Origin of the sequence: Flagellimonas flava (genome assembly GCF_050617915.1) — a bacterium.
GTDB classification, from domain to species: domain Bacteria; phylum Bacteroidota; class Bacteroidia; order Flavobacteriales; family Flavobacteriaceae; genus Flagellimonas; species Flagellimonas flava_A.
In genome coordinates, this window is the sequence record NZ_JBODQE010000001.1 from 801,975 (window position 1) to 822,045 (window position 20,071).

Below are 20,071 nucleotides of genomic sequence, written 5' to 3' on the forward strand. Positions count from 1 at the left end.
AACGGATAACTAATTACTGACATCTGATATCTCACATCTGACACCTGACACCTGACACCTGACACCTAGCTATCAAATATCTTGCTCATATTAACGTCCTGGTAATTCCGCTTCACAAAATCGAGCGCTAGGGCCAAAACTTCTCCCATGGTATTGCATTTTTTAAAATTGATGTCTTTGGCCAATTCGTAGATTTCCATTTTCAAGCGAGTGATGTTGTCCTCCAGGGAAATATCGTCTATAACACAAGCATCCAATAATCTTTTGATTCGATCCCCGGAGCTTAATATTCGCTTGGCCACAATGGAGCGTTCTTCAATTTTGTACTGATCCACGGAATATTTCTGCAATTTGGTTCGTACCAGCTCCACCATCCGAAAATTCTCCTTAAAAAACTGTGGACGGTAAACCTTCAATTTCCCCTCAAAGCACTGCTGATCAAAATCAATGGCCCTTATTTTATACACCACATGATCAAAGTCATGCACTGGAACAATAACATAGTTGTAAGATCGCATATCTCCTAGAAGCCTAATCATACAGCGCTCGTTGAACTTTACAAATTCCTTGGCCAACTGTGCTTTCTCCGCCTCGGTGCATTTGGGCAACATGTCCTCAATAAATACATCGCCAGGAATCCCCGCAATATGTTCCTCAATCAAGGTATCACCAAACACCAAGAAGTTAAGGTTATATGGCGAAAGCATATGTTCCAGTTCCAATCCATATACCCTGGAAGCATCCGTTTTTTTGACATAGAAGTAGGTGTAATTGTCATTGAGAATGTTCCGAACCTTGATGCGGAAGGGTTTGGAATTCCCAAAAGTGCAGTAGTCCACAGCATCCACATTGAGATATTCCAAAATTCGGTCACCACCATCCGAGTGCAAAATGGAATACACTTTTTTCAGGCTTAAATCGATTTCTTCGCGATCAAAATCGGAATAATACACCCGTACCCAAAGGGTATCCTCGCCATCCGCATCATAAACCACAACAGAACCTGCAAAGCGCAAAAGATCTTCGTAAAAAATGGGAATCTCAATTTTACGACTGTACCGGTGTAGGTATCCATCCAGTTTTTTGTTTACCGGATAGGCCGGTTTTTTCTTCGACATCAATTTTTCTTCGGACATTCTTTCCCTAATTTGTAACAAAATTGGCTATACCTCGTCAAGTTACTATAAACTAATCAAAAAACGATTCCGTCTTGGAAACAATACTGACCGTACAAAATCTGACCAAGAAATTTGGTTTTCTTACTGCTGTAAAAGATTTGTCCTTTACTATAGAAAAAGGCAACGTCTATGGCATTTTGGGGCCTAACGGTAGCGGTAAATCCACCACCTTGGGCATTATTTTAAATGTGGTTAACCGCACGGCCGGCGACTTTAGCTGGTTTGACGGCAACACCTCTACCCATGAAGCCTTAAAAAAGGTAGGGGCCATTATAGAGCGACCCAATTTCTATCCTTATATGTCCGCGATTCAGAACTTGAAGCTGGTTTGTAAGATCAAGGAAGTCCCGGAAACCAAGATTCAGGAAAAATTGGAATTGGTAGGTCTTTGGGATCGAAAGGACAGTAAATTCAAAACCTATTCGTTGGGAATGAAACAGCGCTTGGCCATTGCCTCGGCCCTGTTAAACGACCCGGAAATTCTTATTCTGGATGAACCTACCAACGGATTGGATCCCCAAGGCATTCATCAAATCAGACAAATTATCAAGAAAATTGCCGGTCAAGGCACTACCATCCTTTTGGCCTCACACTTGTTGGACGAAGTAGAAAAAGTATGTTCCCATGTAGTAATCCTGAGAAAGGGAGAAAAGTTGTATTCGGGCCCTGTGGATGGCATGTTGGCCAGTCATGGGTTCTTTGAGCTTCGCACAACGGATATGGACAAGTTGGAACAACTGCTGGATAAAAACGCCAGTTTCGGAAAAATCACCCGGGAGAATGGCACCCTTACCGCCTATCTCAAAGAAGAAATGCAGGCAGAGGAACTGAATAAGATTCTGTATGAAAAAGGGTTGGTTTTATCCCATCTGGTAAAACGGAAAGAAAGCCTTGAGGAGCAATTTTTGACCTTGACCAAAAACAACTAATCAGAAAACGAATGGTACGCTTACTACAAATAGAATTCATCAAGCTCTGGAACAATAGGGCCAGTAAAATTTTAATCACATCGTACTTTGTGCTATTGACCTCCATAGCGTTGATTGCAGCCATTAAATTTGACATAGGCCCTGTGAAATTTCATTTAGCGGACCAGGGAATCTTCAATTTCCCCTACATCTGGCACTTCAACACCTTTGTCACGGCTATTTTCAAACTGTTCCTCGCCATAGTCATTGTATCCATGATGGCCAACGAGTACAGCAATAAAACCATCAAACAAAACCTTATCGACGGGTTGTCCAAAAAGGAATTCATTGCTTCCAAATTTTTGACGGTTATCTCATTTTCCTTGATTTCCACCGTTTTCGTCTTTGTGGTTTCCATGATTTTGGGGCTCGTTTATTCCGATTACAATGAAATTTCAATCATATTCTCTGACTTGGAATACCTCTTGGCCTTTTTCATCAAATTGGTTGGATTTTTCTCGTTCTGTCTCTTCCTCGGTATTTTCGTCAAACGCTCTGCATTTGCGCTGGGCTTTCTAATTCTATGGGCTGTTTTGGAACAAATTGTCTTTGGTTTATTGGGCTGGAAAGTTATGAGTTGGGACAGTGCCAAAGCGGTCAAAGACTTCTTTCCTTTGGAATCCATGACCAACTTGATCAAGGAACCGTTTACCCGATTATCTGCCGTTCAGAACATTGGGCAGCAAATTGGCGAGAACATGAGTTTTGACTACCATGTATATTGGTACGAGTTCTTGATTGTCATCTTTTGGACTGTACTTTTTGTCTATTTATCATACGTATTGTTGAAAAAGCGGGATTTATAGTATCTTGTCAGGTACTGTTATCCACTGAATGCTATATAGATACGTAAGTTTTTTACTGTTATTTTTCTCTTCCATAGGGCTTTTTGCACAGGGAGAAACTTCCAATTGGTATTTTGGAAACGGAGCTGGAATTGCCTTCAATAATGATGGTACGGTAAGCCCGTTATCAGGCGGGCGCATCAATACCTTTGAAGGCTGCACCTCCATTTCGGATGGCATTGGCAATCTCTTGCTTTATACGGACGGTATTACCGTTTATGATCGCACCCATAATATAATGCAAGGGGGCAGTGGGCTATATGGCGACCCGTCCAGTACCCAATCTGCAATTGTGGTGCAAAAACCCCAAGACCCCAATATTCTGTACATCTTTACTGTGGACACCTCAACTTTTGAGGAGGATCCCGATCGCGGACTAAGCTATTCTGTAGTGGACATGACGCTCAATGGCGGAAATGGAGCCGTAATCCAAAAAAATGTGAACCTCCTTCCCGATTGTTCGGAGAAAATTACCGCAGTGATCAAAGATTGTTCAGATGAGTCCATTTGGGTGGTTACCTTGGGATTTGAAAATCCCGGGGATGAATTTTTCAACACCTATCATGCTTTTGAGGTAAGCACAGCCGGAGTCAATACCACAGCTGTAAAATCCACCTTTCCCAGTCTGGACATCCAGGATCCACGTGGCTATCTAAAATTTTCGGCAGACGGAAAAAAATTGGCCAGTGCCAATATGGCCTTTGGGCTTTATTTGTATGATTTTAATACCACTACGGGCATCGTATCCAATCAGGAAAGGGTTATCGTAACCGCCCCAAACAAGATTCCGTACGGTTTGGAGTTCTCCCCCAATCAACGGTTTTTGTATGTTCATACTTCCAATAACCTCCCAGCACTTGAAGAGCAAGGTCACTCTTCTTCGCTATTGCAGTATGACCTTACGGCACCTAATGTAGCAGCATCCGAAATGGAAATAGACCGAAGATCCATTTATCGTGGAGCATTGCAATTGGGTCAAAACGGAAAAATCTACAGAACAATAGCTGAAAATTACATCCGAGGCACCTCATTCTTGGGGGTTATTGAAAACCCCAACGAACTTGGAAACGCTGCCAACTATAACCATAATGCGGTAAATCTGGGAAGTGGAAGGGCTACGCAAGGACTCCCACCCTTTATCCAGTCCTACTTTGATAGGGTTGCCATAATTAAGAACAGTGATGGATCGGAAAGTACCTCCGGCATCATCTGTGAAGGTGAGGATTTTTCATTTGAGGCAGACGTTGTGCCCAATGCCACCTATAATTGGGAAAAGGACGGCAACACCATATCCAATTCTGGAAATATATTGACGGTAACCGATGCCGATCCTTCTGATGCCGGTAGATATAGTCTCTCGATAGTTCCTAACGACCCCAGCCAATGCCCCGTCATTGGGGAGGCTTTCATCTCCGTAAACCCCTTACCTATAGCACCTACGCTGACTTTGGCCCAATGCGACATAGTCCTGGATGGAAACGATGATGGTCTAACAGCATTCAATCTGGAAGAAGCCATTTTTGATACGGCGTACAGCTATTCTTTTTATGAGAGCATGTCAGATTTGGGGGCTGGCAACGAAATAAGCAACCCCATTGGCTATACCAACACCTCCCCGTTTAACCAAACAATTTATTATGAAATTGTGGATGGCAACGGCTGTTCCAATTCAGGGGAACTCCAACTTGAGGTTCGATCTATACTGTTAAACCCGGATGACGCAAAGACCTTTTATGAATGTGATATTGACTCCGAGGATGCTGAGCTTGAGGGTATCTTTAATTTGGATCAGATCCAGGCACTGGAATATCCAAATTCCGATGTTTCGTTTTATGCCTCAGTTGAAGATGCAACGCTGGAACTGTATCCCATTTCCGGAAATTATCTCTCGGAGTCCGCTACGATATATGCCCGCTTGGAAAGCAATAACGAATGTGAGGATATTGATGCCCTAAACTTCGTTGTGAACCCTACACCCTCCATCAAGTTTCCCGAGGAAATTTCATGGTGTACCGATGGCCCTCCACTGGTGGTCAACGCCCCTGACGGTTACGACAACTACCAATGGTACAGGAGAGTGGGAACCAGTCTCCAATTTGTAGGTGATCAACAAGATATTTCCATTGCAGCGGTGGGTGGATATACCTTAGAAGTTGCTTATCGCTATGTGACCGATGAAGGTGTTTTTGAATGCTTTAATACCGCCGATTTTGAGATTATGCCCTCCAACAAAGCTTTGATTCAGGATGTGCTTATTGAGGATCTATCCGCTGACAATATGGTGGAAGTACTGGTTACAGGAGACGGGGACTACGAGTTTTCGCTGGACGGAACCAATTATCAAGATTCGCCAATTTTTGAAAATATAGACCCAGGATTCATAACGGTAAGTGTTCGGGACAAAAATGGTTGTGGTATAAGCAAGCAAAAAATTGCGGTTATAGGATATCCCAAATTTTTCACACCAAATGGGGATAATGTAAATGATACTTGGCAACTCATCGGTGTTGACGAGGTATCTCAGGCTAATAGTCTTATATCCATTTATAATCGCTACGGAGAACTCATGGCATTGCTAAGTCCCCAAACCAGTGGATGGAACGGGACTTTTAACAATAATGAACTGCCGGCATCGGATTATTGGTTCAAAGTGAATTTGGAAGATGGCAGGGTGTTCAAAGGCCATTTTAGTTTAAAACGATAAACCTTGGCCAAATCATAAAAATGACTACCTTTTAGGTAGGATTGCTATTGAATGTTAAAAAAATTGCTACATATCGTTGTACTTGGTATAACGGCGGTTGGAATGGCACAGGAATGCCCCAATTTGCTTAGTCCTGTAAATGGGGCAACAAATGTTCCTGTGGATGCTACCATTACCTGGGCCGTTTCCGATGGCATTCCAGGCTATAGAATCCGACTGGGCACTACAGACGGGGGAGCAGAAATATTGGAGCAGTCCGTGGGAAGTGCAACCACCTTTACACCTCCCTTGGGATTACCTGAAAACACCCAAATTTATGTAACGATTATTCTGGATTTTTTGTTTCAAGGGAGTCAGGATATTATCTGTAGCAGCCAAACCTTCACCACTGAAGACGTGGTCATGGCACCAGGATGTACTACCTTTAGGACACCAGTGGATGGAGCCACAGATGTCAGCGTTTTTTCCAACCTTTCCTGGTTTTATGCCCCAACGGCAACAGGCTATAACATTTCCATTGGTACTGCCCCAGGAACAGATGATGTTGTTCCCCTTACCGATGTGGGCAATGTAATTTCCTTCAACCCGCCTGGGCAGCTACCTGCAAATACAACGCTTTACGCCACGGTTACCCCATATAATGAAAATGGCAATGCACCCAATTGCCCAGAAATTAGTTTTACCACGGCCGCTTTGGCCCCTTTACCAGGATGCACTTCCTTGGTCACCCCTATGAATGGGGAGATCAACGTACCCCTAACCCCGTTAATAGAATGGTTACCAGTACCGGGGGCAACAGGATATCGGGTTACCATAGGTTCCACCATTGATGGCACCGACATATTGAACAATACATCATTCTCATCCAATTCCACCCTTGTTCTTAATTTTGAACCCAACCGCACCTTCTTCATCACCATTGTACCCTTCAATGCCGCGGGAAGTGCCATTGGTTGTGTACAAGAAAGTTTCTCCACCTTATTGGGTTGTGGGCCCTACTTGGATCCCAATACAGGGGAGTTTATAACTTTTGGACCTGAAATAGATTTTCCAGAGACTCTTTCGTTTTGTCAGAACGAGGCACCTTTGACCATTACAGCCCCTGATTTCGCGGATGGCTACAGATGGTTTCATATAGATGACTTTGACAACGAGGTGATGATTTCCAATTCCAATGAGGTAACAGTGAGTGAGAATGGACGCTACCGGTATATGGCCTTCAACGTGGTTTCCCAAGGGGGTAGTATTGTTGAATGTCCTACCTCACAGGTGTTTGAAGTGGTTTCGTCGGAGACTGCCACCATCAATGGCCTATCTGCGGTGGATACTGCACTGGGATTTGAGATTACTGTAAGCGCAACTGGAAATGGAGACTATGAATTTGCCGTTGATGACATCAATGGCCCTTATCAGGACAGTAATGTATTTACGGGAGTTTTGCCTGGCTCCCATACCTTTTATGTTAGGGATAAAAACGGGTGTGGAACGGTAAGCGAAAAATTTATTCAGGATCTATCTGTGGAAGGTTTTCCCAAATTTTTCACCCCAAATGGGGACAATGTCAATGATATCTGGCAATTTGTCCTGCCCAAGGAGGGCAATGCTGTAATACCGAGGAACATTCGCATATTTGATAGGTACGGAAGATTATTGGCCGTTATTTCTGAAAACTCAACAGGATGGGACGGCAACTATGGCGGAAGACCCCTTCCAGCTGGGGAATATTGGTTTTCTGCCACCGATGATCAAAACCGGGAGGTCCAAGGGCATTTTGCCTTAAAAAGATAATGGCCCACACTTCCCTATACCCTGTCCCTTTAGTATTTTTATAGCATGAAGTTTCAAGTCGTATCGGAGTTTGACCCTACTGGTGATCAACCCCAGGCCATTCAACAGTTGGTTACAGGAATTGAGGAAGGTGAGCCCCATCAAACCCTATTGGGGGTAACCGGTTCTGGAAAAACGTTTACGGTGGCCAATGTGGTTGAACGCGTTCAGCGACCCACCTTGGTCCTTGCCCATAATAAGACTTTGGCGGCCCAATTGTATTCCGAATTCAAGCAGTTTTTTCCCAATAATGCGGTGGAATACTTTGTGTCCTACTACGATTATTATCAACCTGAGGCCTACATCCCTACCAGCGGTCTCTATATCGAAAAAGATCTTAGCATCAATGAGGATATTGAAAAGCTGCGCTTAAGCGCTACATCTTCGTTGCTTTCAGGGCGGAGGGATGTTTTGGTTGTTGCTTCTGTTTCTTGTTTATATGGCATTGGAAACCCTATTGAATTTCAAAAGAATGTGATTTCCATCCATCGCGATCAGGTCATTTCCCGGACCAAATTCCTGAAGCAACTGGTTCAAAGTCTGTATTCCCGTACCACTGCCGATTTCAGAAATGGGAATTTCAGGGTAAAGGGAGACGTGGTCGATGTTTTTCCGGGTTATGCGGACCACGCTTTCAGAATTCACTTTTTTGGGGATGAAATTGAGGAAATCGAGGCATTGGACCCGTTCAATAACAAGGTCATTGAAATCTATGATTCGCTGAACATCTATCCGGCAAATATGTTTGTTACCTCTCCAGATATCTTGCAAAATGCCATCCACATGATCCAGGATGATTTGGTGAAGCAGATTGACTATTTCAAAGAAATAGGACGACCCTTGGAGGCCAAACGCTTGGAAGAACGGACCAATTTTGATTTGGAAATGATCAGGGAGTTGGGCTATTGCTCTGGTATTGAAAACTATTCCAGATATCTGGACGGACGGGAACCGGGAACCCGACCTTTCTGCCTATTGGATTACTTTCCAGATGATTATCTTATGTTGATTGACGAGAGCCATGTAACCATTCCTCAAGTGCACGCCATGTACGGGGGTGACCGTTCTCGGAAAGAAAATTTGGTGGATTACGGTTTTCGACTTCCTGCTGCCCTGGATAACCGCCCACTTAAATTCGAAGAATTTGAAGCCCTTCAAAATCAGGTCATCTATGTGAGCGCCACTCCTGCAGATTATGAACTGCAACTAAGCCAAGGGGTGTATGTGGAGCAGGTGATCAGGCCCACGGGCTTGTTGGATCCGGTTATCGAAGTGAAACCCAGCATGAACCAGATTGATGATTTGGTGGAAGAGATTCAACAACGGGTGGAACTGGATGAGCGTACCTTGGTCACCACTTTGACCAAGCGAATGGCTGAAGAATTGACCAAATACTTATCCAGAATCGATGTTAGGTGCAGGTATATCCATAGCGATGTGGATACCTTGGAACGGGTGGAGATCATGCAGGATTTGCGCAAAGGACTTTTTGATGTATTGATTGGGGTGAATCTACTGCGGGAAGGACTGGATTTGCCCGAGGTTTCCCTGGTCGCCATTTTGGATGCGGATAAGGAAGGTTTTTTACGAAGCAATCGTTCATTGACCCAAACAGTGGGTAGGGCCGCCCGTAACTTAAATGGAAAGGCAATAATGTATGCCGATACCATTACGGAAAGCATGCAGAAAACGATAGACGAGACCAATTATAGAAGGGAAAAGCAAATCAACTACAACACGGAGAACAACATAACGCCCAAGGCATTAAATAAGAATTTGGACAATGCCTTGGCTAAAAATTCAGTTTCCACGTATCACTTCCAAAAAGAAGAATTAAGGGCTGCCGAACCCGATTTGGAATATTTGACACCCGATCAAAAAGATAAATTGATTCGGGAAAAGCGAAAGGCTATGGAAAAAGCGGCCAAGGAACTCAACTTCATGGAAGCGGCCAAACTAAGGGATGAAATAAAAACTCTGCAAGAACCATGATGCTTCGCAAATACATGACCATAAGCTGTTTTGTTTCCGTAAATTTCCTTTTCATTGCGGCATTAAATGGGCAACGGCTTTCAAAGGAACAAGTTAAGATAGCTACAGAAAATGTGCTGCCAACGGCAATCAACGACCTAATTGATTTCTTAAAAATTCCAAATGATGGGCACCATGATGACCATATTGAAGCCAATCTAAAACGTTGTAACGAGATCTTCATCCAACTTGGTTTTGACACAAAACGACTTACCACTGCTGGTGCTCCATTGTTGTTTGCCGAAAAGGAGTATTCCAAAAAATCAAAGACTATTTTGTTCTATTTACAAATAGATGGTCAACCCGTTGATTCAACAAAATGGGACCAACCCAGTCCCTATGATCCAGTTTTGAAAAGTAAGAATGCAAATGATGAATGGGAAACCATAGCCGAAAAATCCAATACCATCCCATTGGATGAAAACTGGAGGATCTTTGCCCGTTCCGCTTCTGATTCCAAAGGTCCAGCCATGGCATTTATCACAGCATTGGGTGTACTAAAGGATATGGAAATAAGACCCAGCTACAACATAAAAGTAATTATGGACTTTCAAGAAGAGTTGGGCTCCCCACACCTTCCCGAGGCGGTTGATCAATATGCAGACCTATTGGTTGCAGATGGGATATTGATTATGGATGGAACCCGCCATCTGTCCAACCTACCTACATTAACCTATGGAGCACGCGGAATTGCTACGGCCACCATTACTTTTTTTGGTCCCAGCAGATCTCTTCATAGTGGTCAATATGGGAACTTTGCCCCTAACCCGGTATTTGAAGCTTCCCGTTTTCTCGCCTCCCTAAAAAATGAGAACGGTCTTGTGCAAATCCCTGGGTTTTATGAGGGTATCACGCTTAGTGAAGAAGAAAAGACTAGACTAAACCAAATTCCCGAAGACATGGAAGAAATTAAGGAAAGTCTAGGGATCTCCAAACCTGAAAAGGTGGGTGGGAGTTATCAAGAATCCTTACAATATCCTTCATTGAACATTAGGGGACTCCAGGCCGCATGGGTAGGAAAGGAAGTGCGTACGCTTATTCCATCTGAAGTTATAGCTGAAATAGACATGAGGTTGGTACCCGAATCAGATGGTGAAAGACTGATGGGGTTGCTGAAACAGTTCATGGAGGACAAAGGGTTTCATCTAGTAGATTCCCAACCTACTGCAGAAGAACGCAGATTACATTCCAAATTGGCTTTATTCAAATTTAAATTGGGTTCTCGGGCATTCCGAACCAATATTGATTCTTCCATGGGACTAATGCTGAATAGTGCAATGACTCGAATCTTTGGAAATCAATATATTAATATGCGCACCACCGGGGGCTCACAACCCATTGCCCCTTTCATAAACAAATTAGGGGTGCCGGCGGTATCTTTGCGAATCCCCAATCCAGACAATAGTATCCATGCACCTAATGAGAACTTAAGAATTGGCAATTTCCGAGAAGGTATTATGTCATGTCTTGCTGTACTTACGGAGCCAATGGAATAAGATGTACCCAATGGGAAGGGATAATTTCCAGTACCAAAAAAAGGAAGCGCGCCCCTTGCAGCAATGGCATGGAGCGCGCTAGCAAACTAACCAACTAAACCAACCCTGCCGAGAATCCGGCAGGCCATCATGAAAAACACCTAAGTTGGTGTTCCCAATTTTATTCTGCTTTTAACCTATGGAAATCAACCGCTTTGGAGCGGGCAATGCTTCCTCTTTTTTAGGTAGGGTCAAGCGTAAAATACCATCCTCGTACTTAGCGTCTATCTTGGAACCATCAACGGTTTCAGGCAGGGTAAACGCTCTTTGGAAGGAAGAATAAGCAAACTCCCTTCGGGTGTAATTGTCATTTTCTTTCCTACTTTCAGATTTTACTTCGTTGGAAATGGTAAGAACATCGTTGTCCACTTCCACTTTAAAATCCTCTTTTTTACCTCCAGGAACCGCAAGTTCCAATTCAAAACTTTCTGTGTTGTCCTTAATATTGACCGCGGGAAGGTTGTTATTCCAGTTTTCTGTTCCACCAAACCAATCAGGTCTAAGGAAATCATTCATTAGCGATGGAAAAAACAGATTATTTCTTTTTACTATACTCATGGTGATTCAATTTTATTATACATGTGTAAATCACCTAGCTATAGTCAAATCCTATACCAACACAAAAACTATGTCATTTTGGCATTTCTTTAACAAAATCTAGTGACATTTTGTCTTTAGTTGTAATGTGCTTTGAAGATATTGATCAGCACATCGACTGGAACGACCTTGTTGGGATATTGGTGCATTACTTCCAAAACCTGTCCAATTGCTGAAGGTGGTAGCCCCATGGCGAGCCCAATATTGTGAAGCGTCCTAATTTCCTTTTGATGCTGCTCTTGGTCAATGTTCATCAGAAGCAAGAGACGATGGAACTGCACTATTCGTTCTGCCTGGGATTTTAAAACCACCTTGGGAGATTTTTCATTGAGAAGTCCATCAAAGGTCTCCTTGTCAATTCCCAAATTGGAAGCCACACCCAATAAAAATTGGTATTCAGAATCCTTAAGGGAATGATCCACCCTTGCAAAGGCAATCATTTCAGATAGGATGCTGAGTTTCTCCTTATGGGTTCCCATGGTAGTGGTTTACGGTTTGGTTTCCAATAGATAACTCTTGAAATAGCTGTTTTAGTGCCTAAATGGTTGAAATTAACTATGTTAAAATTTGATTTAACCGCATTGAAGGGAACTGCTGAATCCTTTGAAACAAAAAAAGGCATCACCCAGTGGCAATGCCTTTTCAATTTATTTTAAGCAGGATATTAGCCCAATACTTCTTTTACCTTATCGGCAGCTTCTTGAAATTGAACGGCAGAATGTACCGCCAATCCAGAATTATCAATAATCTCCTTGGCCAGTTCCGCGTTCGTACCCTGTAGTCTTACTATAATTGGCACTTTAATGGCATCTCCCATATTTTTATAGGCATCCACAACACCTTGTGCTACTCTATCGCAACGGACAATTCCACCAAAAATATTGATCAATATCGCCTTTACATTTGGATCTTTTAGGATAATTCTAAAGGCCTCTTCTACCCTTTTGGCATCAGCAGTACCACCTACATCCAAAAAGTTGGCCGGTTCTCCACCTGCCATTTTAATCAAATCCATGGTGGCCATGGCCAAACCTGCACCATTTACCATACAACCCACATTACCATCCAAATCCACATAGTTCAAGCCCACTTCGCGAGCTTCCACCTCTATGGGGTTCTCCTCACGCAGGTCGCGCATTTCCGCATAATTTTTTCTGCGATATAGCGCATTATCATCGATAGATACTTTTGCATCCACAGCCATGATCTTATCATCCGACGTTTTAAGAACCGGGTTGATTTCAAACAAACTGGCATCACTTTCTTGATACGCTCTGTATAGCGCAGATACAAACTTCACCATGTCTTTAAAAGCAGCACCTGACAACCCAAGGTTAAAAGCAATTTTCCGAGCTTGGAACGGCATAAGACCTACAGCAGGATCAATTTCCTCAGTAAAAATCAAATGCGGGGTTTTTTCGGCCACTTCCTCAATATCCATTCCCCCTTCTGTGGAATACATGATCATATTTCTACCAGTACCCCTGTTCAAAAGAACTGACATATAGAACTCGCTGGTTTCACTATCGCCTGGATAATAAACATCCTCAGCGATTAAAACCTGATGTACTTTTTTCCCCTCAGCAGATGTCTGTGGCGTTATCAGGTTCATTCCAATAATGTTGCCCGACAACTCTTCAACCTCCTTTAAGTTTTTGGCCAGCTTAACACCACCGCCTTTTCCTCTTCCGCCCGCATGGACCTGCGCTTTGATAACGTGCCAACCTGTACCCGTCTCTTGAGTAAGTTGTTTGGCTGCATCAACCGCTTGCTTTGCGTTTCTGGCTACGATTCCTCTTTGGATTCTAACACCGAAACTGGCTAAAATTTCTTTCCCTTGATATTCGTGAAGATTCATCTGTGAATTGACTTTTATTTGCGGACAAAAATAGAAAACCACATTGACAAATTGAAGGGAAAAAGCATTAATACGGGTAATTATTGGAATGAGGGGAATTATTCAGGGATAATAATAGGATTTAAGACGAAATCAATTGAAAATGGAAAATGGAAAGTGGAAAATTGCTGTGGCTATGATGTTGGATGCTGGGTCAGTTTACAGTTTACAGTTAACAGTTGACAGTTGACAGTTGATAGTTAACAAGGATCAATGTTCAATTTTGGATTGTGAAGTTTTCATGTTGAACTGAAATTAATTCAGAACTTAAAATTTAGCATTCAACATTGGAATCCAAGAGCTTTCTTGTCTTGGGTCTTGAGTCTAAAATGTTGCTACCTCTTGAAATTCTTAAAATCCAGGGGGTCAAAGTTTTTAAAGTGCCCGTTCAATTCTATCAAGGTCTTGGTTCTATTGACCTCTTCAAGCACGGCAATGGTGGAATCCAAGTGCTGTTTAATAAACAACAACCGATCCGTTTCTTTGGAAATTTGAAGCAGTTCATATTCCTGTTCAAAGGAAAGTCCCATTTTGTGTGCCAGTGAAAAACTATTGAATTGTTTGGGTTGGGGTTGGCTGAACGGCACATCCATCAATTCGTACAACGTTTCCAATTTGTCCAACACCTCTTGCCGCAAGCTTTCATCGGCGCTGTATTCAACATCCAAAAACTCTACCTCTCCCCCAGCGTATAATTTGTCCTCCAATTGCTGTTCAAAACTCAAAATCCGAAAAACTTGTCGGGCCACACACACCACATCCATCTCCCCATTTTCGTAGGTGGTCACCACCTCCACCAATTGCACTTCTGTACCAAAAGCAATGGTATTATCAATAAAAACAGGGATTCCAAAAGTCACAGCTTCCTGCCTGCAATCGTTGATCAATTGCTTATAGCGGTCCTCAAAAATGTGCAATGGAACAGATTCACCGGGAAAAAAGACCGATTGCAAAGGAAAAAGGGGTAATTTCATGCTGCGAATTTGTATTAAATGTACAATGCTAACCTTAAAGCCGCAAGTTCAATTTGCTTTAAATGTTATATTTTAAACAAATTGTTATATTAATATGATTTGCTATGATATTCTTGGTTAGCTAATACACAAAACATAGATTTGTTTGAAAGACTAATTTGAACATGAACTCCCAGAATTTACTAAAGATTTCACGGCAATTTGGCGCACCTGTTTATGTATACGACGCTGAAAAAATTGCATCCCAATACCAAAGATTAACCAATGCCTTTAAAGGTGTGGGCAGTCTTCGACTCAATTACGCAGCCAAAGCGCTATCCAATATTTCCATTCTTCGCTTGATGAACCAATTGGGCAGTGGCCTTGATACCGTTTCCATTCAGGAGGTTAAATTGGGGTTAATGGCCGGGTTTAAGCCCGAATCCATTATTTTCACCCCTAATGGCGTTTCCTTGGAAGAAATAGAGGAAGCTTCCGCTCTTGGCGTGCAAATCAATATAGATAACCTGTCCGTATTGGAACAATTCGGCAGCAAGCATCCAGATGTACCTGTATGTATCCGAATCAATCCGCATGTGATGGCTGGAGGCAACTCCAAAATTTCGGTAGGACATATCGATTCCAAGTTTGGTATCAGTATCCACCAGATTCCACATCTTTTGCGCATCGTTGATCTCACCAAAATGAACATCAACGGTATTCACATGCATACCGGTAGCGATATTTTGGATATTGATGTATTTCTATACGCTTCTGAGATTCTCTTTGAAACGGCCAAAAACTTTAAAAATCTTGAGTTTATCGATTTTGGAAGTGGCTTTAAAGTTCCCTATAAAAAAGGCGACATTGAAACCAATATTGAAGAATTGGGCAAAAAACTCACCACTAGGTTTAATCAGTTCTGCGAGGAATATGGAAAAGAGTTGACCTTGGCTTTTGAACCTGGAAAATTCTTGGTGAGCGAAGCGGGTTATTTCTTGGCCAAAGTCAATGTGGTGAAGCAGACCACCTCCACCGTATTTGCCAGTGTGGATTCCGGATTCAATCATTTGATCAGACCTATGTTGTATGGGTCTTCCCACGAGATCAGCAACATTTCAAATCCAAAAGGGAGAGAGCGTTATTATTCTGTAGTTGGTTATATTTGTGAGACGGACACCTTTGGCAGCAACCGCAGGATCAACGAAATCTCCGAAGGGGATATTCTGTGTTTTAAGAATGCCGGAGCCTATTGTTTTACCATGTCAAGTAACTACAATTCACGTTTTAGACCCGCCGAGGTGCTGTGGTATCAAGGCAAGGCCCATTTGATAAGGGAACGTGAAACTTTTGACGACATCCTTAGAAACCAAGTGGATGTAAAAAACTTGTTTGAAACCCCAAAAGCAGAAGTGATCAAATAATATGGATGTATTGGCCATCATGTTGTCCGTTGTTTTAATTTTCTTGGCGGTACTTCATTTTTATTGGTCAATTTTCGGCATCAAGGATCCCGAAGCTGTTTTACCCAAAAACGTAAAGAGCAATACTGTTAAAACCCCAGGTAAACTTATGGCGGTAGCTGTGGGAGTAATTTTGCTGGGCTTTGCATTTGTTTATATCAACAAGGTTATCGGCTATTTTAGTCATCCATGGTTGCAATATATTTCAATTGGTATCGCCTTCGTATTTATTGTTCGGGCGTTTGGAGACTTTAAGTATGTCGGGTTCTTTAAAACGGCCAAAAATAGTAAGTTTTCCATCCTAGATACGAAGTACTATTCCCCTTTATGTCTTCTTATGGGCGTGCTCATCCTTTTGTTGGAAGCATTTGGTTAACACTAATTTGGCATAATTTTCGTTAGTTTTGTTAGGGTCGATAGACCAAACCCAATAAAATCTAAGGAATGATGCGTGCAGTTTATACCTACTTGACCCGAATATCTTTACTTCTACTATTTTTAGTTGGATTCCAATCCCATGCCCAAAATGTAAACTGGGTAAGTTGGGAGGAAGCAGTTCAATTGTCCCAAACGGATGCCCAACCCAAGAAGATTTTCATAGATGTTTATACGGATTGGTGCGGATGGTGCAAGAAAATGGACAAGGACACTTTTCAGAATCCGGAAGTAGCGGCTTATATGGCCAATAACTTTTATATGGTGAAGTTGGATGCAGAAGGCAAAGACCCCATAGAGTTCAAAGGAAACACTTTTAAGTTTGTTCCATCCGGTAGGCGTGGATATCATGAATTTGCAGCAGCACTTCTACAAGGCAAGATGAGCTACCCCACGGTAGTCTTTTTAGACGAAAACCTGAATATGCTCTCCCCTGTTCCCGGCTACCAAAAGGCAAAACCTTTTCTACAGATAGCCCGCTACTTTGGAGATGATATTTACAAAGACAAGGACTGGCAGGCCTACGCTGGTAAATAAGCCTTACTGATTATCTACTGTAATTTGGACTTTCTTTGGTGATGGTAACATCATGGGGATGGCTTTCGTTGATACCACTGAAGGTGATTTTCACAAAACGTCCGCTCTCCTTTAAGGTTGCTATATCCTTGGCACCACAATAGCCCATACCAGCTCTGAGTCCCCCAATAAACTGGTGCATGCTCTCGTATAGATCGCCCTTATAAGGTACTCGACCTACAATACCTTCGGGAACCAACTTTTTAATATCATCCTCCACATCTTGGAAGTAACGGTCCTTGCTTCCTTCTTTCATGGCTTCAACAGATCCCATTCCTCTGTAGGATTTGAACTTTCGTCCCTCATAGATGATGGTTTCACCTGGGGATTCTTTGGTACCTGCCAGTAAAGATCCCAACATTACCGTATCCGCTCCCGCAGCAATGGCTTTGGGTATATCACCCGTATATCTGATTCCACCATCAGCAATTACGGGAACTCCACTGCCTTTGATGGCAGAAGCAACCTCAAGAACTGCTGAAAATTGTGGAAAACCTACCCCTGCAACCACTCTGGTGGTACAAATGGAACCAGGACCGATACCTACTTTGACCGCGTCTGCACCTGATTCTACAAGGTATTTGGCAGCTTCTCCAGTGGCAATGTTTCCAACAATGACATCTAAATTAGGAAAGGCCTTTTTTACTGCTTTAAGCACCCCAACAACACCTTTGGTGTGTCCATGGGCTGTATCAATAACTATGGCATCCACTCCTGCGTTGACCAAGGCGCCTGCCCTATCCACAGCATCTGGAGTAACCCCAATAGCCGCAGCAACCCTCAAACGTCCATACTCATCTTTGTTGGCAATGGGCTTTTGGGTCAATTTTGTAATGTCCCTAAACGTGATCAGGCCAACCAAAACATTGTTGCCATTCACAACAGGGAGTTTCTCTATTTTGTTTTCCTGAAGAATTACTTCGGCCTCCGTTAAGGAAGTTCCCTCACCTACGGTTACCAAATTTTCAGAAGTCATGACCTCGGTAATGGAGCGATCATCATTTTTCTCAAACCGTAAATCCCTATTGGTAACGATACCCAACAACTTTTTATCATCCCCGACAATAGGAATACCCCCAATGCTGTGTTCCTTCATATTGGCTTTGGCATCCCTTACGGTAGAATTTAGAGGAAGGGTAACCGGATCCATGATCATTCCACTTTCGGCCCTTTTTACCTTTCGCACCTTGATGGCCTGCTGCTCAATCGTCATGTTCTTGTGCAATACCCCAATACCTCCTTCCTGGGCCATGGCAATGGCCATTTGGCTTTCGGTCACAGTGTCCATTGCTGCAGAAACAATGGGAACGTTGATAGTGATATTTCGCGTGAATTTGGTTTGGATATTGACTTCCCTTGGGAGAACTTCGGAGTATCCAGGTACGAGAAGGACGTCATCATAAGTCAATCCTTCGCCGACAATTTTGTTAAGGTGGGCTTCCATTGCAATTACGGATTAATTGCGTGCAAATATACCATATTTTAATTCAATTGTTCTCCCACCATAAATCGTTAACAATTTTGCGTTTTTATTATTTAGATTCATTTTAAATAAGCGTATATTTGATATAGTAAATCTGTCATTATGTGCCCCTCCATCAAGATACTGAACCAAAGCAAAAACGGGATTCTTACTTTCTGCAACCAAAGCAAACTTTTTCAACTGGTGTACAACAATTTGTGTTTTGAGTTCTACGAATGGGAGTTGGAAGCATTTCGTGACCACCTAAAGTCCCTTGACCTAAACTATTGGGAAAAAGCCATGCCCTTTGCACCTACATCGAGAAAAATTCCCATTTCGGTTGGGAATAAGTGTTTTGTGATTTTGGTAGATAAAAACGAGGTTCTGGAACTAAAGCGCTTATTGAAAATCACTTCCAACTCCCTGGAGTTCCTATCTGCCAAGGATATCAACTACAGGTTTATTGAAAACTAATCTGGAAGGCGGTCATTTTTTCCGCTTTAATCCCTTTTTAGTTTCTTGCTGGCTTAAGGGCTTGCAACAATACCAAACCTGCAGAAAAGCTAAAGGTCAGAGTCATCAAAATCCCTGAAAAAATGACTACATATTTCATCCAAGAGATGCCCAACCACATCAAATAAATGCCACCAAAAGTAAGCAGGGCCGAGAAAAAGGGTTCGATGGTTAAAAATAGCTTCCAACCTTTTGGAAATCGGGTTATCCAGACCAATCCTCCCAAAAGCAAAAAGATAAAGGACATGGAAAGGATATGGGTGTGCACTATCGTTAACATTTCCCGCTCTCCTTTTTTGAATTTCATGACCTCGGCGCTTTCATCCTCTTCATTACCCAGATAATTCTCCTCCACCCCTGCCGGAGTAGTGGATTCAGTTTGCCTTACAAACAAGATACCTGTAAAAAAACCAACGGAAAGCACCACCACAAAGGCGGCAATGAAAAGTCGTATTTCTCTTGGAAATGTACCCAGAAGGCCGTCGTAACGCATTATAAATTCCCGTTTTTCTGAAGAATCCCAATGGTTTGCAGTAGGTTGTCCATGGATTTGGTCATTGATCGCACCGAAATGGTAGCTCCTGCAATTGCATCTATGTTAGTATCACTACTCACGCGATCGTTGCCGCTTTTTCCTAGAAATTGCTTCAACCACCTTTTGCTGCCTATCTCACCACCATACTCTTCACGGTACACCAATACTTTGGAGTTTACCACTTTGAGCTCAGTATCAAAAACAACCAGATAATCAAATTTGGCGGTTTTGCTGGGGGCTTGATCCACAAATGCATAGCCTAAAAGTGTGTTTTGAGCGGATACTTCATAAAAATTCTCTCCAGTAATCTTAGCGGGAAGATCTTGATTGACTTCTTCGGAAACCGAAATTGGACTAAATGAAACCCCCTCCACATCAAAAGTCTTTTCCACTTCCTTGACCACTTTTTTGTGCACAGCTTTGGAAACTCCAAAGGCACAGAGCATTAGAGCAAAGGAAATCAACGCGCATGAACTGATCAGTTTCATATCGCAAATATATTAATTTAGACTTATTATGAATAGATGCGGACCTAAGAAAATGAATAAAAAA

The 20,071-nt window shown here is 42.6% G+C and carries 19 protein-coding genes; 10 read left to right on the forward strand and 9 right to left on the reverse strand.

The genetic code is table 11. The annotated features are described in order from the left end of the window. Positions 1 to 65: 65 nt before the first annotated feature. Positions 66 to 1,136 (reverse strand): hypothetical protein, encoded by a 1,071-nt coding sequence (locus ACRHOZ_RS03595; RefSeq protein WP_431122465.1) that lies wholly within the window; start codon positions 1,134 to 1,136, stop codon positions 66 to 68. Between the two features lie 74 nt (positions 1,137 to 1,210). Here ACRHOZ_RS03595 and ACRHOZ_RS03600 point away from each other — a divergent pair, with 74 nt between their 5' ends. From ACRHOZ_RS03600 to ACRHOZ_RS03625, 6 genes are read left to right on the forward strand one after another with little or no spacing between them, the layout of a single operon-like run. Next, positions 1,211 to 2,107 (forward strand): ABC transporter ATP-binding protein, encoded by an 897-nt coding sequence (locus ACRHOZ_RS03600; RefSeq protein ID WP_431122467.1) that lies wholly within the window; start codon positions 1,211 to 1,213, stop codon positions 2,105 to 2,107. A gap of 11 nt (positions 2,108 to 2,118) precedes the next feature. Beyond that, positions 2,119 to 2,952, forward strand: a complete 834-nt coding sequence (locus tag ACRHOZ_RS03605; protein ID WP_431122469.1) for an ABC transporter permease — start codon at positions 2,119 to 2,121, stop codon at positions 2,950 to 2,952. 28 nt (positions 2,953 to 2,980) lie between these two features. Then, the gene (locus ACRHOZ_RS03610; protein ID WP_431122471.1) at positions 2,981 to 5,695 is read left to right on the forward strand and encodes a T9SS type B sorting domain-containing protein; all 2,715 of its coding nucleotides are present in this window, start codon (positions 2,981 to 2,983) and stop codon (positions 5,693 to 5,695) included. 51 nt (positions 5,696 to 5,746) lie between these two features. Further along, positions 5,747 to 7,483 carry a T9SS type B sorting domain-containing protein gene (locus tag ACRHOZ_RS03615; RefSeq protein ID WP_431122474.1) on the forward strand — a complete coding sequence of 579 codons (1,737 nt, stop codon included), beginning with the start codon at positions 5,747 to 5,749 and terminating at the stop codon, positions 7,481 to 7,483. A gap of 45 nt (positions 7,484 to 7,528) precedes the next feature. Next, complete coding sequence (uvrB, locus tag ACRHOZ_RS03620) at positions 7,529 to 9,514, forward strand: excinuclease ABC subunit UvrB (protein ID WP_431122476.1); 1,986 nt, start codon at positions 7,529 to 7,531, stop codon at positions 9,512 to 9,514. Continuing rightward, entirely contained in the window at positions 9,511 to 11,049 is a 1,539-nt protein-coding gene (locus tag ACRHOZ_RS03625) for a M20/M25/M40 family metallo-hydrolase (RefSeq protein WP_431122478.1), read from the forward strand. The genes uvrB and ACRHOZ_RS03625 overlap by 4 nt, the downstream gene beginning before the upstream one ends. Positions 11,050 to 11,220: 171 nt before the next feature. Here ACRHOZ_RS03625 and ACRHOZ_RS03630 read toward each other — a convergent pair whose 3' ends face one another. From ACRHOZ_RS03630 to ACRHOZ_RS03645, 4 genes are all read right to left on the reverse strand, one after another. Continuing rightward, positions 11,221 to 11,646, reverse strand: coding sequence for an Hsp20/alpha crystallin family protein (locus ACRHOZ_RS03630; protein WP_431122481.1), 426 nt, complete (start codon positions 11,644 to 11,646; stop codon positions 11,221 to 11,223). A gap of 116 nt (positions 11,647 to 11,762) precedes the next feature. Beyond that, complete coding sequence (locus ACRHOZ_RS03635) at positions 11,763 to 12,164, reverse strand: TerB family tellurite resistance protein (protein ID WP_431122483.1); 402 nt, start codon at positions 12,162 to 12,164, stop codon at positions 11,763 to 11,765. A 185-nt stretch (positions 12,165 to 12,349) separates the two neighbouring features. Then, on the reverse strand, positions 12,350 to 13,543 hold the full coding sequence (gene sucC, locus ACRHOZ_RS03640) for an ADP-forming succinate--CoA ligase subunit beta (protein WP_420400370.1): 1,194 nt from the start codon (positions 13,541 to 13,543) through the stop codon (positions 12,350 to 12,352). A 374-nt stretch (positions 13,544 to 13,917) separates the two neighbouring features. Next, positions 13,918 to 14,556 (reverse strand): LON peptidase substrate-binding domain-containing protein, encoded by a 639-nt coding sequence (locus tag ACRHOZ_RS03645; protein ID WP_431122485.1) that lies wholly within the window; start codon positions 14,554 to 14,556, stop codon positions 13,918 to 13,920. A 164-nt stretch (positions 14,557 to 14,720) separates the two neighbouring features. Between ACRHOZ_RS03645 and lysA the strand changes: the two genes are divergently transcribed. The 3 genes from lysA (at position 14,721) to ACRHOZ_RS03660 (ending at position 16,970) form a co-directional block, all read left to right on the forward strand. Then, positions 14,721 to 15,959, forward strand: a complete 1,239-nt coding sequence (gene lysA / locus ACRHOZ_RS03650) for a diaminopimelate decarboxylase (RefSeq protein ID WP_431122487.1) — start codon at positions 14,721 to 14,723, stop codon at positions 15,957 to 15,959. 1 nt (position 15,960) lies between these two features. Next, positions 15,961 to 16,374, forward strand: coding sequence for a DUF3995 domain-containing protein (locus ACRHOZ_RS03655; RefSeq protein ID WP_431122489.1), 414 nt, complete (start codon positions 15,961 to 15,963; stop codon positions 16,372 to 16,374). A 68-nt stretch (positions 16,375 to 16,442) separates the two neighbouring features. Further along, the gene (locus ACRHOZ_RS03660; RefSeq protein ID WP_431122491.1) at positions 16,443 to 16,970 is read left to right on the forward strand and encodes a thioredoxin family protein; all 528 of its coding nucleotides are present in this window, start codon (positions 16,443 to 16,445) and stop codon (positions 16,968 to 16,970) included. 10 nt (positions 16,971 to 16,980) lie between these two features. On the opposite strand, the gene guaB is transcribed toward ACRHOZ_RS03660, so the two are convergent. Together guaB and ACRHOZ_RS03670 are read right to left on the reverse strand one after the other, a co-directional pair. Then, positions 16,981 to 18,453 carry an IMP dehydrogenase gene (gene guaB, locus ACRHOZ_RS03665; protein WP_431122493.1) on the reverse strand — a complete coding sequence of 491 codons (1,473 nt, stop codon included), beginning with the start codon at positions 18,451 to 18,453 and terminating at the stop codon, positions 16,981 to 16,983. A gap of 12 nt (positions 18,454 to 18,465) precedes the next feature. Further along, on the reverse strand, positions 18,466 to 18,672 hold the full coding sequence (locus ACRHOZ_RS03670) for a hypothetical protein (protein WP_431123338.1): 207 nt from the start codon (positions 18,670 to 18,672) through the stop codon (positions 18,466 to 18,468). On the opposite strand from ACRHOZ_RS03670, the gene ACRHOZ_RS03675 reads away from it, so the two are divergent. Then, positions 18,595 to 18,945 (forward strand): DUF6686 family protein, encoded by a 351-nt coding sequence (locus ACRHOZ_RS03675; protein WP_431122495.1) that lies wholly within the window; start codon positions 18,595 to 18,597, stop codon positions 18,943 to 18,945. The genes ACRHOZ_RS03670 and ACRHOZ_RS03675 overlap by 78 nt on opposite strands. Positions 18,946 to 18,982: 37 nt before the next feature. Here the strand turns inward: ACRHOZ_RS03675 and ACRHOZ_RS03680 are convergent, their stop codons facing one another. After that, positions 18,983 to 19,477, reverse strand: a complete 495-nt coding sequence (locus ACRHOZ_RS03680) for a hypothetical protein (RefSeq protein ID WP_431122497.1) — start codon at positions 19,475 to 19,477, stop codon at positions 18,983 to 18,985. Beyond that, positions 19,477 to 20,007: an FMN-binding protein gene (locus tag ACRHOZ_RS03685; protein WP_431122499.1), complete on the reverse strand. Its 531-nt coding sequence runs from the start codon at positions 20,005 to 20,007 to the stop codon at positions 19,477 to 19,479. The genes ACRHOZ_RS03680 and ACRHOZ_RS03685 overlap by 1 nt, the downstream gene beginning before the upstream one ends. Between the last annotated feature and the right edge of the window lie 64 nt (positions 20,008 to 20,071).

What these genes read in the sequence shown, in the direction of transcription:
- ACRHOZ_RS03615 (WP_431122474.1), top strand. Translation starts at nt 5,747, where the DNA reads ATGTTAAAAAAATTGCTACATATCGTTGTACTTGGTATAACGGCGGTT.
- ACRHOZ_RS03625 (WP_431122478.1), top strand. Translation starts at nt 9,511, where the DNA reads ATGATGCTTCGCAAATACATGACCATAAGCTGTTTTGTTTCCGTAAAT.
- ACRHOZ_RS03680 (WP_431122497.1), bottom strand. Translation starts at nt 19,477, where the DNA reads ATGCGTTACGACGGCCTTCTGGGTACATTTCCAAGAGAAATACGACTT.
- ACRHOZ_RS03630 (WP_431122481.1), bottom strand. Translation starts at nt 11,646, where the DNA reads ATGAGTATAGTAAAAAGAAATAATCTGTTTTTTCCATCGCTAATGAAT.
- ACRHOZ_RS03645 (WP_431122485.1), bottom strand. Translation starts at nt 14,556, where the DNA reads ATGAAATTACCCCTTTTTCCTTTGCAATCGGTCTTTTTTCCCGGTGAA.
- sucC (WP_420400370.1), bottom strand. Translation starts at nt 13,543, where the DNA reads ATGAATCTTCACGAATATCAAGGGAAAGAAATTTTAGCCAGTTTCGGT.
- ACRHOZ_RS03675 (WP_431122495.1), top strand. Translation starts at nt 18,595, where the DNA reads ATGTGCCCCTCCATCAAGATACTGAACCAAAGCAAAAACGGGATTCTT.
- ACRHOZ_RS03635 (WP_431122483.1), bottom strand. Translation starts at nt 12,164, where the DNA reads ATGGGAACCCATAAGGAGAAACTCAGCATCCTATCTGAAATGATTGCC.
- ACRHOZ_RS03660 (WP_431122491.1), top strand. Translation starts at nt 16,443, where the DNA reads ATGATGCGTGCAGTTTATACCTACTTGACCCGAATATCTTTACTTCTA.
- lysA (WP_431122487.1), top strand. Translation starts at nt 14,721, where the DNA reads ATGAACTCCCAGAATTTACTAAAGATTTCACGGCAATTTGGCGCACCT.
- ACRHOZ_RS03685 (WP_431122499.1), bottom strand. Translation starts at nt 20,007, where the DNA reads ATGAAACTGATCAGTTCATGCGCGTTGATTTCCTTTGCTCTAATGCTC.
- ACRHOZ_RS03655 (WP_431122489.1), top strand. Translation starts at nt 15,961, where the DNA reads ATGGATGTATTGGCCATCATGTTGTCCGTTGTTTTAATTTTCTTGGCG.
- ACRHOZ_RS03595 (WP_431122465.1), bottom strand. Translation starts at nt 1,136, where the DNA reads ATGTCCGAAGAAAAATTGATGTCGAAGAAAAAACCGGCCTATCCGGTA.
- ACRHOZ_RS03610 (WP_431122471.1), top strand. Translation starts at nt 2,981, where the DNA reads ATGCTATATAGATACGTAAGTTTTTTACTGTTATTTTTCTCTTCCATA.
- guaB (WP_431122493.1), bottom strand. Translation starts at nt 18,453, where the DNA reads ATGGAAGCCCACCTTAACAAAATTGTCGGCGAAGGATTGACTTATGAT.
- uvrB (WP_431122476.1), top strand. Translation starts at nt 7,529, where the DNA reads ATGAAGTTTCAAGTCGTATCGGAGTTTGACCCTACTGGTGATCAACCC.
- ACRHOZ_RS03605 (WP_431122469.1), top strand. Translation starts at nt 2,119, where the DNA reads ATGGTACGCTTACTACAAATAGAATTCATCAAGCTCTGGAACAATAGG.